The organism is Pseudomonas sp. BB438 (assembly GCF_057180225.1).
Genome location: NZ_CM170001.1, coordinates 4,875,252 through 4,887,567, shown reverse-complemented (window position 1 = coordinate 4,887,567; position 12,316 = coordinate 4,875,252). Strand labels below are relative to the sequence as shown.

Here is a 12,316-nt window from a genome sequence, read left to right as displayed (position 1 = left end):
ACGGGAAGCGCTCCTACAGGGGGCGGTTTCTCCTGGCCTCAGAAATTGCGCCCCAGGTTGATATACACCGCCTGCTCGCTGGCATCGTTCAGGCCGTAGCTGAAGGACAGCGGTCCCAGCGGCGTCTCGAAGCCCATGAGAATGCTGCCGGCGTTGACGTAGCCGGTGTCGTAGCTGTTGTCGTTGTTCCACACGCGACCGCGCTCCAGGCTGCCGCCCAGGTAGAAGGGGAAGTCCAGCGGCAGGAAGGAGCGCTCGGTCATGAGCCGGTAGTAGATGACCCGGCCGAGGCTGTAGTTCTGCCCGGCCAGGGCGTCCTGGCGGTAGCCGGAGAGCTGTCGCGCGCCACCGAGCAGGAAGCTCGATACCACCACGTCGGCGTCATCGATGGTGCGCCCGTAGCCGCCGCCCAGCACCCAGGTGTTCGGCCCGCTGCTCAGCGCCTTGTCCAGGCGGAATTCCCACTGGCGGTAGCGATCGTCGTCGCCCAGGGATGGCGTGTGCTCGCGGAAAGAGGTCTGGATGTTCTCGCCTTCGCGCGGGAAGTCGACGTTGTCCATGGTGTCGAAGGAGTACTGCAGCTGGGCATAGCCTTCGTTGAAGTGGTAGTCGGGCAGGTCCTGATCGCCCACCCGCACATCGGCCTTGCCGAAGGCCTGGGCTACGCCGAGGCGGAACTCGCCGTTGTTGGCGATCTGCCGACCCAGGTTCAGCCCGTAGCCGTAGCGCTCCAGGCGGTACTCGGCGATGGGGTCGTCGTTGTCGGTGGCCTCGACGTTCTGCGCCTGGTTGAACAGGTACGGCGCGACGAAGTACCGCGAGCCCACGTCCAGCGGTTGGTAGAACTCGCTGTAGAGCTCCTGGCGGTCGCCGATCTGCAGGCGCGTCAGCCATTCTGCACCGAGACGGTTGATGCCGTTCATGCGGTAGCTGCCGCCGACATTGAAGGTACTGTCGCCACGCAGGTCGTCGGAGAGGTTCAGGCCCAGGCGTAGATAGTCGGTGCCGCTGCGCTTGCCGTAGGCGTGGATTACCAGCGCGTTGCCATCGGGGTGGTGGACGACGCGGTACTGCACCTGGTCGAAGTAGTCCAGGCCATAGAGGGTGCTCATGTCGCGTTGCAGACGCTCCAGGTCCAGGTGCTCGCCCAGTGGCTGGCGGATGTAGTGGCGGATGACGTCGTCGCTGACCTTGGAGCTGTTCTCTACCTCGATGCGGTTGATCACCGGCTGGCGCTCGCCCGGCGCGCGCGCCTCGTCCAGTGCCACGGCCTCGGCGTCGGCAGGCTTGCGCAGCTCCGCCAGGCGCGGGGCGAGGATGCTGGTGGCGCGGTAGCCGGCGTCGATCAGCTGTGGCACGCGGCCGAAGTCGGTGGAGCTGTAGCCGCTGAGCGGCGGCTGCACGAGGACATCGCTGGACTTCAGGGTCGCCAGTTGCGCCTCGGAGTTCTTGCGGGTCATCAGGGTGACGGACTGGTTGAGCATGTCGACCACCGTGGTCAACTGCTTGCGGTCCAGCAACGGGTTGCCGATGTCGACCACGATGACCACGTCGACGCCCATCTGCCGCGCTACGTCCACCGGGATGTTGTCGACCATGCCGCCGTCCACCAGCAGCTTGCCGTTGACCTCCACCGGGGCGAACACCGCGGGGATCGACATGCTCGCGCGGATCGCCTGGGGCAGGTGGCCCTTGCTGAAGACCACCTTCTCACCGGTGGAGATGTCGGTGGCCACCGCGCGGAAGGGGATGGCCAGGCGGTCGAAGTCGCGGGTGTCGCTGGTGTGCACCAGCAGGCTCTCCAGCAGCATCGACAGGTTCTGCCCCTGGATCGCACCGAGCGGCAGACCGAGGGTGCCGTCATCGCGGAAGCTGAGTTTCTGCTTCACCAGGAAGTCGCGGTCGTCCTGCTTGCGGCGGAAGGGCACGTCGACCCGTGGCGGGGAGTCGGACAGCGCCTGCTTCCAGTCCAGCGTCAGCGCCAGTTGCTCCAGTTCCCTGGGCGTGTAGCCCGCCGCATAGAGGCCGCCGATCACCGCGCCCATGCTCGTGCCGGCGATGGCGTCGACGTGGATACCCTGTTCGTCCAGCGCCTTCAGCACGCCGATGTGTGCCAGGCCGCGCGCCGCGCCACCGGAAAGGACCAGGCCGATCTTCGGCGGGGTCGTGGACGCCAGGGTGCCGAGGGGAAGGAGCAGAAGGAGGGCGAACAGCAATCGGCGCATGAAGGGAAGAGTCCGGTAGGGCGTTCCAGAGCGGTATTATAGGTTCGCATCCCCTTGCAGAGTCTGATTCATGTCCGAAGCCAAAGCCGAAATCGTCATCACCTATTGCACCCAGTGCCAGTGGCTGCTGCGCGCGGCCTGGCTGGCCCAGGAACTGCTGAGTACTTTCGGCGACGACCTGGGCAAGGTCAGCCTGGTGCCGGGCACCGGTGGGATCTTCCACATCACTTGTGACGGCGAGTCGATCTGGGAGCGCAAGGCCGATGGCGGCTTCCCCGAGGCCAAGGTGCTCAAGCAGCGAGTCCGCGACCGCATCGACCCGCAGCGCGACCTGGGCCACAACGATCGCTCCTGAACCCGCGCTGTACCGCTGGGCAGGGTGGATAGATAGCTGGCTAACTTCTTTGCTTCATATCAACGGGGTACGCGCGTACCACTCTTAGTCTGAGGGCATCCATTCTCCGCAGGGGATGCCCCACCATGAGCATCATCATCACTGGCGCTGCCGGGTTCATCGGCAGCAACCTCGTCAAGGCGCTGAACCAGCGCGGCGAAACCGACATCATTGCGGTCGACGATCTGACGGAAGGCGACAAGTTCGCCAACCTCGCCGACTGCGACATCAGCGACTATCTCGACAAGCGCGACTTCATCGAGCGCTACGCCCGCGGCGACTTCGGTGTGGTACGTGCGTTGCTGCACCAGGGCGCCTGCTCCAGCACCATGGAGCGCGACGGGCGCTACATGATGGACAACAACTACCGCTACAGCTGCGAATTGCTGGATGCCAGCCTGTCGCTGGGCGTGCCGTTCCTTTATGCCTCGTCGGCGGCGGTGTACGGCGGCGGCCACGAGTTCCGCGAGATGCGCTCCTGCGAGCGGCCGCTGAACGTCTATGGCTATTCGAAGTTCCTCTTCGACCAGCGCGTGCGCAAGGTGCTGCCTACCGCGAGGACCCAGGTGGCCGGCTTCCGCTATTTCAACGTCTACGGCCCGCGCGAGCAGCACAAGGGGCGAATGGCCTCGGTGGCCTTCCACTGCTTCAACCAGTTCCGCGAGACCGGCAAGGTGCAACTGTTCGGCGAGTACGGCGACTACCCGGCCGGCGGCCACCTGCGCGATTTCGTCTCGGTGGAGGATGTGGCGAAGGTCAACCTGCACTTCCTCGACAACCCCGAGCGCAGCGGCATCTTCAACCTCGGCAGCGGCCGTGCCCAGCCGTTCAACGACGTGGCGCTGGCGGTGATCAACACCCTGCGCGAGCAGCAGGACCTGCAGCCGCTGACCCTGGATGCGGCGATTCGCGCCGGGCTGCTGGAGTACACCGAATTTCCGGATACGCTGCGTGGCAAGTACCAGTGCTACACCTGCGCTGATATCGCCTTCCTCCGCGAAGCGGGTTACCGCGCGCCGATGATGGGTGTGGAAGAGGGCGTCAAGCGCTATTGCCAGGGGTTGCTGCAGCGGGACTGATACCGCGTGTATCGGGCTTTTTACCCAGTCTTTACGCAGTGCTGACACTCCGTGGGGGGCGGGCGCGAGACAATTCGCACCATGAACGGCGGGCGGTGGATCGCCCGTGGCTGGAGGTGAAATGAAGCTGTCCTCGCGCATTGCGCTGAAATCCATCGCCACACTGCTGGCTCTGAGCCTGTCGGCTGCCGCCGCGGCCGGGCCCCATGGCGGACCCGGTGGTCCGGGCGGCCCGGGACCTGGCCCCTACCATGGCTGGGGTCCAGGCCACGGCTATGGCCTGCCGGATTACGCACGGGAAGTCTGGATCGGCAGCATGCTCTACTTCGTCGCCGCCGGGACCTACTACCTGTGGAATGCCGATCGCCGCCAGTACGTCGCGGTGGAGACACCGCCGGCCGTACAGGTCGCGCCGACCACCAGCTACGAAGTGATCGCCTATCCCGCCAGCGGCCAGTCGCCGGAGCAGCAGAGCCGTGACCGCTACGAGTGCCACACCTGGGCCGTTGGCCAGAGCGGTTTCGATCCGGCTGCCGCCAATCAGGCGCCGCCGGCCGGCATGTCCGATACCTACCGCCGCGCGCTGGGTGCTTGCCTCAGTGGGCGCGGCTACAGCATCAACTGAGTCCTCGACGTCTTGGCCAGGCGTCACACCGAACAGGCCGCCTCGCAGGCTGTCGTGCGATGAATCCTTGGCATTCCCTCCCCGGGGCAAGGTTCGAGTTTCGCGCGCTGCGGGGCGGCCTTCTTTTTCAGCGCAGCCACTACCCGGCCAGCTCGCTCCTGCATGCCGTCAGTGCGAGCCGCGAGCGCTGAGGAAGGTGGCGAAGATGATCAGCACGCCGCCCACCAGCATCCGCAAGCTGGGCGCCTCACCGAACAGCACGGCGGCGAAGGCGATGCCGTAGACCGGCTCGAGGGCGAAGATCACCGCCGCCGTGCGCGCCTTGATCAAGCGCAGGCTGGCGACGAACAGGCTGTGGGCCACGCCGGTACAGAGCACGCCCAGCGCCACCAGCCACAGCCAGTCCATGCCACGAACCGAGGGCAGGTCGAGCAGCACCAGCGGCAGCAGGCAGGCGATGATCGTCAGGTTCTGGCACAGCGCCGCCTGGATCGGGTCGATGCCGCGTACGCTGACCCGGTTGGCCAGCGACAGCAGCGCGAACAACAGGCCGGAGAGCGTGCCCCAGAGCAGGCCGGCGGTGGCGCCGTCGCGAAGGTCCAGGGTCGGCGTGACCATCACCAGGCCCAGGCACACCAGCACGACCACCAGGTACTCGCCCTTGCGGATGCGCTCACGGAACAGCAGGCCCTCGAGCAATACGGTGAAGGCCGGGAAGCTGGCGAAGCCGAGGGTGGCGACGGCGACGTTGCCGACTTTCACCGCGAGGAAGAAGGTCAGCCAGTGCGTGCACAGCAGCACGCCGCCGCCGAGCAGCATGGCGGCCTGCTTCAGCGTGGGGCGTTTCTGTGCGCGCAGATGCCCGGCGAACACCGCCGCCAGCGACAGCGAACCGAACAGCGCGCGGCCGAAGACGATGATCAGGGGGCCGGCGAGGATGAGTTTGCCGAAGATGCCGGAGAGCCCGAACATCAGGGCGCCGATGTGCAGGCCGATCAGGGCGCCGCGGGGAGTGAGTTCAGTAACGCGCTTCATGCCTGCGCTCCCGCCGACTGCCGTGGCGGGGCCTTATCTGGAAAGAGAAAATCTGGAAAGAGGAAAGCGCGCCGGGCCAGCCGGCACGGGGTGAAGGGATGGTCAGGCCAGCCGCGCGCCATTGGGCAACGGCTTGTCGAATCCGGCCAGCACCACCTTCTCGTCGCTGTCGTAGGCGCCGGTGACCAGCACCTCGGACCGCACGCCGGCGATGGACTTGGGCTCGAAGTTGCACACGCACAGCACCTGGCGGCCGATCAGCTCGTTGACGTCGTAGTGTGCGGTGATCTGCGCGCTGGAGGTCTTGATTCCCAGCGGGCCGAGGTCGACCTGAAGGATGTAGGCAGGCTTGCGCGCCTTCACGTTGGGCTCGGCCTGGACGATGGTGCCCACGCGCAGTTCAATGCGCTCGAAATCCTGCCACTCGATGGTGTCTGCCGACATCGCTGCTCCCGGTTGGTCATACGGTTCGATGGCGGGCAGTCTAGGTCCTGGGCGCGCGGCTGTCTGTCGCGTGGCTAGCGGAAATTGTCGCGCGCCTCCTGGCGCAGCTGGCGCGGGGTGGTGCCGAACTGGCGCACCAGGGCGGCGGTGAAGGCGCTCTGCGACGCGTAACCCACCTGTGCGGCGATCTCGCCGACCGACTGGTGCGTGCCGCGCAGCAGATCGCGGCCCAGTTGCAGGCGGCGCTGGCGCACGTATTCCATGGGCGTCTGGCCGGTTTCGGCGAGGAATCGGGCATGAAAGCGCGCAGCGGACAACCCGGCGAGGCGTGCCAGGTCGGCCACCTGCAGCGGGTGCGCGGCGTGGCGATCGATGTAGCTGTCGAGGCTGGCCAGCGGCAGTTGTGCCGGCTCCTCGACGCGCTGCTGGCCAGCGGCAAGGCTCGCCAGGAGCAGGATTGCGCCCTGGCGGGCGAGTATCGGGTCATGCAGCGAGCTGCCAGCGAGCCAATGGACCAGTTGTGCCTGGTCATTGCTCAGCAGGCGCTGGCCGGGGGTTTCCAGCAGGCGGCGACCGGCATCGCTGTGCAGGCCGAGACCGCCGAGCAGGTCGTCCTCGTCTTCCAGGTCCACCACCAGGCAGCGGCTGCCATCGGGGCTGGCACAGGCGTGGTGCTCCTCGCGCGGCACCACGGCGAAGGTCTGCCGGGTCACCAGGCTGCCGCGTCCGCCCACTTCGAAATCGAGGCTGCCGGACAGCCCCAGCACCAGCTGCGCATGGCTGTGGCTGTGGGCGAGGTGGTCATGGCTGTAGTGGCGCAGGGAGAGGATCGGGTTCATGCGAAGCGGCTATCCGGAGCTGGCAGGCAAGCTGACAGTCTAGCGCGCCGTGGGCTGTAACGGGACTGTCGCCAGTCGGTCATGTGGACTTCACCGCGCGCGCCGACACTCGGAGAAACCCCACTGGAGGTCGCCGACGATGAGTAGCGCGCAACGTATGACGCCGACGAAGAAACAACGGGTGCGGACCCTGTGGATATCCGATGTCCACCTGGGCACTCGCGATTGCCAGGCCGAACACCTGGCGGGCTTCCTCAAGCGCTACCACGCCGACCGTATCTACCTGGTGGGTGACATCATCGATGGCTGGAAGCTGCGCGGCGGCATCTACTGGCCGCAGGCACACACCAACGTGATCCGCCGCCTGCTGACCATGAGCAAGCGCGGCACCGAGGTGATCTACGTCACCGGCAACCACGACGAATTCCTGCGCCGCTATTCCTCGCTGCTGCTGGGCAACATCCGCCTGGTCGACGAAATCGTCCACACCACCGCCGATGGCCGTCAGTTGCTGGTGATCCACGGCGACCAGTTCGACGTGATCACCCGCTACCACAAGTGGCTGGCCTTCCTCGGCGACTCCGCCTATGAGTTCACCCTGACCCTGAATCGCTGGCTCAACCACTGGCGCAGCCGCTATGGCTACGGCTACTGGTCGCTGTCGGCTTATCTCAAGCACAAGGTGAAGACCGCGGTGAACTTCATCAGCGACTTCGAGGAGGCCATCGCCCACGAGGTGCACAAGCGCGGGCTCAATGGCGTGGTCTGCGGCCACATCCACCATGCGGAAATCCGCCAGATCGGCACGGTGGAATACCTCAACTGTGGCGACTGGGTGGAGTCCTGCTCGGCGCTGATCGAGCACTGGGACGGCAGCATCCAGCTCTACCGGCTGGCCGAGGAGCAGGCGCGCGTCGAGGAACCTGCGGTGGTCGAGTCGGCCGCATGAGGCTGCTGATCGTTACCGATGCCTGGCTGCCGCAGGTCAATGGCGTGGTCACCAGCCTGAAGGCGCTGGTGGCCGAGCTCGAAGGGTTGGGCCATGTGGTCGGCCTGGTCACTCCGCAGGACTTTCGTCACCGACCGTGCCCGAGCTACCCGGAGATCCCGCTGGCGTGGGACCTGTGGAAGGTCGGGGAGACGATCAGTCGATTCGCTCCCGACTGCGTCCACCTCGCCACCGAAGGCCCGCTGGGTTGGGCGGCAAGACGTTGGCTGATGCGCCGGGGGCTGAAGTTCAGCAGCGCCATCCACACACGCTTCCCGGAGTATGTGAACACCCGCTGGCCGTGGCTGCCGCTGGGCTGGGGCTATGCCTTCCTGCGGCGTTTCCATGCACCCAGCGCAGCCGTGCTGGTCAGCAGCGAGCGCATGCGCAGCACATTCGCCGATCAGGCTTTCGGCAATCTCGCGCTGTGGCGCAAGGGTGTGGATATCCAGCGCTTCCAGCCAGGGGAGGGCGCACCGTCGGATGAGCCGGTGTTCCTCTACGTTGGCCGGCTGGCGCGGGAAAAGAATCTTGAAGCCTTCCTCGCTCTCGACCTGCCGGGATGCAAGCGCGTGGTGGGTGATGGCCCGCAGCGCGCCGAGCTGCAAGCGGCTTATCCACAGGTGGAGTTCCTCGGCTATCGCCACGGCGCCGCTCTCGCGGAGGTCTACCGCAGCGCCAGTGTGCTGGCCTTCCCGTCGCTGACCGACACTCTCGGCCTGGTGATGATCGAGGCACTGGCCTGTGGCACGCCGGTAGCGGCGTTCCCGGTCGCCGGGCCACTGGACGTGCTGCTGGAGGGCGTTACCGGGGCGATGGACGCGGACCTGCGCAGCGCCTGCCTGCGGGCACTGGCGCTGAATCGCCAGGCCTGCGCGCAGTGGGCACGCGGGCAGGCCTGGCGGGCATCGGCGCAGGAGTTCCTGGCGCTGCAGGTACGCCTGACGGATATGCCGGTCAGCGAGGGACCGGGCTACGCAAGCGGCTGATCAGAACAGCTGGCGGTCGTGGTCCAGGCTCTGGTCCACCAGCCACTTACCGTGGGCGATGGAGGCGTGCTGGGCCTTCTCCAGGTCCGACATGAAGGCGTACTCCACCGGCAGCGTCTTTCGCCGGGTGGTGTGCCCATCCGGGCTGGTGATGTGGCAGCCGGCGGCCCAGGGGGTCGGCAGGCCGGGGTGTTCGACGACATCGGCGGTGATGGTGTACGTGCGGTACTCGCATTGCATCAGGCTCATGGGGCGTCCTCCTGGCGGTTCGCCAACGGCCCGCGCAGGGCGGGTGGCGAGCGGAACGGTGCCGGCGTCATGCGCGGGCAAGCCTCGTTAACCCCCAACATAGACCACCGCGGCAGGTCCTTCGCCGTACACCGACGAACGCGAATGTCATCTTCACCGGAGATTTCCCACTCGAATCTTCCCAACCTCGGCGCAGCGCGCCAGACTGTCGGCCATGCCAATCCAGACCCTTTTCCGCCTCGCCGAAGTCGACGCCCGCCAGTGGGACGCCCTGCTGCCGGACGACCAGCCGTTCCTGCGTCATGCCTTTCTTTCCGCGTTGGAGGACAGCGGCAGCGTCGGCGGCCGGACCGGCTGGAAGCCGTCCCACCGCGTACTGCTGGACGACGAGGGTCGCCTGCTCGCTGCCGCGCCGGCCTATCTGAAGAGCCATTCGTACGGCGAGTATGTGTTCGACTGGAGCTGGGCGGATGCCTGCCTGCGTGCCGGCATTCCCTACTATCCCAAGCTGCTGGTGGGCATTCCCTTTACCCCGGTCGGCGGCGCCCGCCTGCTGGGCACTGCGGACGCGGCACTGAGTCTGGTCGGCGCACTGGCGGGGGACGTGGACGAGGGGCACTGCTCCGGCGTGCACGTCAACTTCACCGATGCGGCCGCCGATGCTCTGCTGCGCGATGCCGACGGTTGGCTGGAGCGCCTGGGTTGCCAGTATCACTGGAGCAATCGCGGCTACCGTGACTTCCAGGACTTTCTCGACGCGCTCAGTTCGCGCAAGCGCAAGCAACTGCGCAAGGAGCGCGAGCAGGTCGCCGGGCTGGGGCTGGACTTCGTCTGGATGGAAGGACGCGAGCTATCGGAGGCGCACTGGGACTTCGTCTACGCCTGCTACAGCAGCACCTATGAGGTGCGCGGACAGGCGCCTTACCTGAGCCGGGTGTTCTTCAGCCTGATCGGTGAGCGCATGCCCGAGGCGATTCGCGTGGTCTTCGCCCATCAGAACGGTCGGCCCGTGGCCATGGCGTTCAGTCTGCTGGGCGGCGATACGCTATACGGCCGCTACTGGGGCTGCCTGGCGGAGTTCGATCGGTTGCATTTCGAGACTTGTTTCTACCAGGGGCTGGACTTCGCCATCGAGCATGGCCTGAAGCGCTTCGACGCCGGCGCGCAGGGCGAGCACAAGCTGATCCGTGGCTTCGAGCCGGTGATCACGCGCTCCTGGCATCGCCTGGGGCATCCGGGGCTGCGCGATGCCGTGGAGGAATTTCTGGCGGGGGAGCGGGCGGGCATCCTGGCCTATGCCGAAGAGGCCCGCACTGCCTTGCCCTATCGGCAGGATTGACGCCTGTTGGTCGACTTCGGGATTGCCCTGTAGGCGCGGGTCATGCCCGCGATCGCGCGCACGGCACGCTCCTACAGGTCAGCTTCGGTGTTTGCCGGCAACGGTGGATAACGTTCGCGGGATCGCAAACTCTACTCCGGCTTCGCCTCACCCTTGCCGGGCAGCATGCGCACCAGGGTGTTGTCGCGGCTGATGTAGTGGTGGAACAGCGCGGCCAGGGCGTGGAGGCCGATCAGCCAGTAGCCGAGCACCGCAATGGTCTCGTGCCAGTACTTCACCTGCTTGGCCAGGTCCGGGTTCTTGCCGACCAGGTGCGGCAGCTCCAGGCCCCAGAACGGCACCGGCTTGTCGGCGGCGCTGAGGATGACCCAGCCTGCCAGCGGCAGTCCGATCATCAGGCCGTAGAGCGCCAGGTGCGCCAGCTTCGCCAGTGCCATCTGCCAGGCAGGCGGCGCCGGGACGATCGGCGGGGTGGGGTAGATGAAGCGGCCGATCAGTCGCAGCCAGACCAGCACGAACACCGAGAGGCCAAGCATGAAGTGCCACTGGGAGAACAGCGCACGGGTGTCGCTGCCTTTGGGGAAGTTGGTGCGGTACTCCATGCAGAAGTACGTGGCAGCGATCAGCACTAGCATGATCCAGTGCATGGCAATGGACAGGCTGCCATAGCGGGATGGGGTCTTGGACAGGCTCATGACGGTTCCTTGTGTGGCTCTTCTTCGTACGCCGCGTTCTGACGACGGGGCTGTCAGTCTGAGCATAGAGCCTTAAGCGTGTCTGAAAAACCGTTAAACCAACGTGAAAGGGCCGCAATGTGCGGCCCTTTTGATGTCGATCAGCCTTCGTCGTCGGCTGACAGGCGGGATCGGATGGCATTCACCAATCGCTTGGCCAGGGCCGGGTAGTCCTCGTCGAAGTGGTGGCCGCCCGGCAGCTGCAGGTTTTCACCCACCGCCTGCGGTTGGGTGCAGCCGCTTTCGTTCTTTTCCTCTATGCCGTACACGCAGAGCACCTTCGGTCCCGGCAGGCGGGCCATTTCCGGGCCGGTGGCGGCTTCCTGGCCGGCTTTGCCGAGCCAGCCCTGCACCTCGATCTCGAAGCTGCCGCTGCGGGCAAAGGCGAGCAGAATCACCGAGCTGACGTCCTTCTTGGCGTCCGCCGGCAGGCGATTGTAGATCGCCGGCAGTACGTCGGCACCGAAGGAATAGCCGGCCAGCACGAAGTGCTTGGCGCCCCATTTCTCCCGGTAGTGCTGCATCAGCACCGCGAGGTCGGCGGCGCTCTGTTCCGGTGTCTTGTGCTCCCAGAAGTAGCGCAGGGCGTCGACGCCGACCACCGGATAGCCCAGCTCGGCCATCTGTGCGGCGACGTCGCGGTCCAGGTCGCGCCAGCCGCCATCGCCCGAATAGAACAGGGTGACGGTTTCCGAAGGCTTGGCGGCCGGGACTTCGACCACCGGCACGTTGTCACCGCCGCCTTGCAGCAGCTGGCGCAACTGGTCGGCAAGGACCTTGGGCAGCGGAGTGTCGTAGTCGGTGATCACCGTCTCGGCATTCTGCAGGCTACGGGCGAAGCGCGCGCTGGCGTCGTCCGGGTTGTCGTTCCAGGCAGCCAGCCAGTGGCCGTGAGGCGCGGCCTTCGGCAGCGGAGTGGCGTCGCAGTCCGGCTTCTCCAGGGAGAAGCCGACCGACAGGGCCTTGGCCTTGTCGTCGGTCTGCCCGGCGAGCCAGCGGAAGGCCCAGGCACTGCCCGGACCAATGCCGGCGACCAGGGTTGGCTTGCCGTCGAGCAACTCACTGGCTGCCTGGATGCGCGCCTGCTGGGTGGCGCAGTCCTTCTCCGGGAAGACGAATTGCACCACGCGGGCACCGCTGTCGTGGGCCAGGGCGAGCAGTTGACCGTCGTCGAGCTTCTGGTCGGCCTGTACCGCGAGCAGCACGCGGGCGTTGGGCTGCTTGCTGGGGATGGCCAGGGCAACAGCGCTGCCGTCGGCGAGCTGGTGGTGTTCGAGGGAGGCCTGGGAGGCCGGTCGGCTCCACAGCAGCAGGCCGACGGCGATGATGACCAGCAGGAGCAGGGCGAGCAGGTGTCGCCAGCGTCGTTTCAACAT

13 protein-coding genes are annotated in these 12,316 nt (G+C 66.4%); 6 read left to right on the top strand and 7 right to left on the bottom strand.

What is annotated here, in order from left to right:
- Window positions 1-38 precede the first annotated feature (38 nt).
- Entirely contained in the window at window positions 39-2,225 is a 2,187-nt protein-coding gene (locus tag AC1ZV1_RS22395) for a patatin-like phospholipase family protein (protein WP_484293685.1), read from the bottom strand.
- 70 nt (window positions 2,226-2,295) lie between these two features.
- On the opposite strand from AC1ZV1_RS22395, the gene AC1ZV1_RS22390 reads away from it, so the two are divergent.
- The 3 genes from AC1ZV1_RS22390 to AC1ZV1_RS22380 all read left to right on the top strand — a co-directional run bounded on the left by AC1ZV1_RS22390 (window position 2,296) and on the right by AC1ZV1_RS22380 (window position 4,323).
- A complete protein-coding gene (locus AC1ZV1_RS22390) occupies window positions 2,296-2,580 on the top strand; it encodes an Rdx family protein (RefSeq protein ID WP_484293684.1) in 285 nt (94 codons plus the stop codon).
- Window positions 2,581-2,705: 125 nt separating this feature from the next.
- Window positions 2,706-3,698, top strand: a complete 993-nt coding sequence (gene rfaD / locus AC1ZV1_RS22385; protein ID WP_484293683.1) for an ADP-glyceromanno-heptose 6-epimerase — start codon at window positions 2,706-2,708, stop codon at window positions 3,696-3,698.
- Between the two features lie 121 nt (window positions 3,699-3,819).
- Entirely contained in the window at window positions 3,820-4,323 is a 504-nt protein-coding gene (locus AC1ZV1_RS22380; protein ID WP_484293682.1) for a hypothetical protein, read from the top strand.
- Between the two features lie 168 nt (window positions 4,324-4,491).
- Here AC1ZV1_RS22380 and AC1ZV1_RS22375 read toward each other — a convergent pair whose 3' ends face one another.
- The 3 genes from AC1ZV1_RS22375 to AC1ZV1_RS22365 form a co-directional block, all read right to left on the bottom strand.
- Window positions 4,492-5,358: a DMT family transporter gene (locus AC1ZV1_RS22375; protein ID WP_484293681.1), complete on the bottom strand. Its 867-nt coding sequence runs from the start codon at window positions 5,356-5,358 to the stop codon at window positions 4,492-4,494.
- 102 nt (window positions 5,359-5,460) lie between these two features.
- A complete protein-coding gene (locus tag AC1ZV1_RS22370; RefSeq protein ID WP_484293680.1) occupies window positions 5,461-5,802 on the bottom strand; it encodes a tRNA-binding protein in 342 nt (113 codons plus the stop codon).
- Between the two features lie 74 nt (window positions 5,803-5,876).
- Window positions 5,877-6,641 carry an AraC family transcriptional regulator gene (locus AC1ZV1_RS22365; RefSeq protein ID WP_484293679.1) on the bottom strand — a complete coding sequence of 255 codons (765 nt, stop codon included), beginning with the start codon at window positions 6,639-6,641 and terminating at the stop codon, window positions 5,877-5,879.
- A gap of 139 nt (window positions 6,642-6,780) precedes the next feature.
- On the opposite strand from AC1ZV1_RS22365, the gene AC1ZV1_RS22360 reads away from it, so the two are divergent.
- Together AC1ZV1_RS22360 and AC1ZV1_RS22355 are read left to right on the top strand one after the other, a co-directional pair.
- Window positions 6,781-7,590 (top strand): UDP-2,3-diacylglucosamine diphosphatase, encoded by an 810-nt coding sequence (locus tag AC1ZV1_RS22360; protein WP_484293678.1) that lies wholly within the window; start codon window positions 6,781-6,783, stop codon window positions 7,588-7,590.
- Window positions 7,587-8,618 (top strand): glycosyltransferase family 4 protein, encoded by a 1,032-nt coding sequence (locus AC1ZV1_RS22355; RefSeq protein ID WP_484293677.1) that lies wholly within the window; start codon window positions 7,587-7,589, stop codon window positions 8,616-8,618. Before AC1ZV1_RS22360 ends, AC1ZV1_RS22355 begins: the two co-directional genes overlap by 4 nt.
- On the opposite strand, the gene AC1ZV1_RS22350 is transcribed toward AC1ZV1_RS22355, so the two are convergent.
- A complete protein-coding gene (locus AC1ZV1_RS22350; RefSeq protein WP_484293676.1) occupies window positions 8,619-8,867 on the bottom strand; it encodes a hypothetical protein in 249 nt (82 codons plus the stop codon).
- A gap of 214 nt (window positions 8,868-9,081) precedes the next feature.
- Here AC1ZV1_RS22350 and AC1ZV1_RS22345 point away from each other — a divergent pair, with 214 nt between their 5' ends.
- Window positions 9,082-10,206 (top strand): GNAT family N-acetyltransferase, encoded by a 1,125-nt coding sequence (locus AC1ZV1_RS22345; RefSeq protein ID WP_484293675.1) that lies wholly within the window; start codon window positions 9,082-9,084, stop codon window positions 10,204-10,206.
- Between the two features lie 131 nt (window positions 10,207-10,337).
- On the opposite strand, the gene AC1ZV1_RS22340 is transcribed toward AC1ZV1_RS22345, so the two are convergent.
- Both AC1ZV1_RS22340 and AC1ZV1_RS22335 read right to left on the bottom strand, forming a co-directional pair.
- On the bottom strand, window positions 10,338-10,901 hold the full coding sequence (locus AC1ZV1_RS22340) for a cytochrome b (RefSeq protein ID WP_484293674.1): 564 nt from the start codon (window positions 10,899-10,901) through the stop codon (window positions 10,338-10,340).
- A gap of 140 nt (window positions 10,902-11,041) precedes the next feature.
- Window positions 11,042-12,316, bottom strand: a complete 1,275-nt coding sequence (locus tag AC1ZV1_RS22335) for a virulence factor family protein (protein ID WP_484293673.1) — start codon at window positions 12,314-12,316, stop codon at window positions 11,042-11,044.

What these genes read in the sequence shown, in the direction of transcription:
- AC1ZV1_RS22395 (WP_484293685.1), bottom strand. Translation starts at nt 2,225, where the DNA reads ATGCGCCGATTGCTGTTCGCCCTCCTTCTGCTCCTTCCCCTCGGCACC.
- AC1ZV1_RS22390 (WP_484293684.1), top strand. Translation starts at nt 2,296, where the DNA reads ATGTCCGAAGCCAAAGCCGAAATCGTCATCACCTATTGCACCCAGTGC.
- rfaD (WP_484293683.1), top strand. Translation starts at nt 2,706, where the DNA reads ATGAGCATCATCATCACTGGCGCTGCCGGGTTCATCGGCAGCAACCTC.
- AC1ZV1_RS22380 (WP_484293682.1), top strand. Translation starts at nt 3,820, where the DNA reads ATGAAGCTGTCCTCGCGCATTGCGCTGAAATCCATCGCCACACTGCTG.
- AC1ZV1_RS22375 (WP_484293681.1), bottom strand. Translation starts at nt 5,358, where the DNA reads ATGAAGCGCGTTACTGAACTCACTCCCCGCGGCGCCCTGATCGGCCTG.
- AC1ZV1_RS22370 (WP_484293680.1), bottom strand. Translation starts at nt 5,802, where the DNA reads ATGTCGGCAGACACCATCGAGTGGCAGGATTTCGAGCGCATTGAACTG.
- AC1ZV1_RS22365 (WP_484293679.1), bottom strand. Translation starts at nt 6,641, where the DNA reads ATGAACCCGATCCTCTCCCTGCGCCACTACAGCCATGACCACCTCGCC.
- AC1ZV1_RS22360 (WP_484293678.1), top strand. Translation starts at nt 6,781, where the DNA reads ATGAGTAGCGCGCAACGTATGACGCCGACGAAGAAACAACGGGTGCGG.
- AC1ZV1_RS22355 (WP_484293677.1), top strand. Translation starts at nt 7,587, where the DNA reads ATGAGGCTGCTGATCGTTACCGATGCCTGGCTGCCGCAGGTCAATGGC.
- AC1ZV1_RS22350 (WP_484293676.1), bottom strand. Translation starts at nt 8,867, where the DNA reads ATGAGCCTGATGCAATGCGAGTACCGCACGTACACCATCACCGCCGAT.
- AC1ZV1_RS22345 (WP_484293675.1), top strand. Translation starts at nt 9,082, where the DNA reads ATGCCAATCCAGACCCTTTTCCGCCTCGCCGAAGTCGACGCCCGCCAG.
- AC1ZV1_RS22340 (WP_484293674.1), bottom strand. Translation starts at nt 10,901, where the DNA reads ATGAGCCTGTCCAAGACCCCATCCCGCTATGGCAGCCTGTCCATTGCC.
- AC1ZV1_RS22335 (WP_484293673.1), bottom strand. Translation starts at nt 12,316, where the DNA reads ATGTTGAAACGACGCTGGCGACACCTGCTCGCCCTGCTCCTGCTGGTC.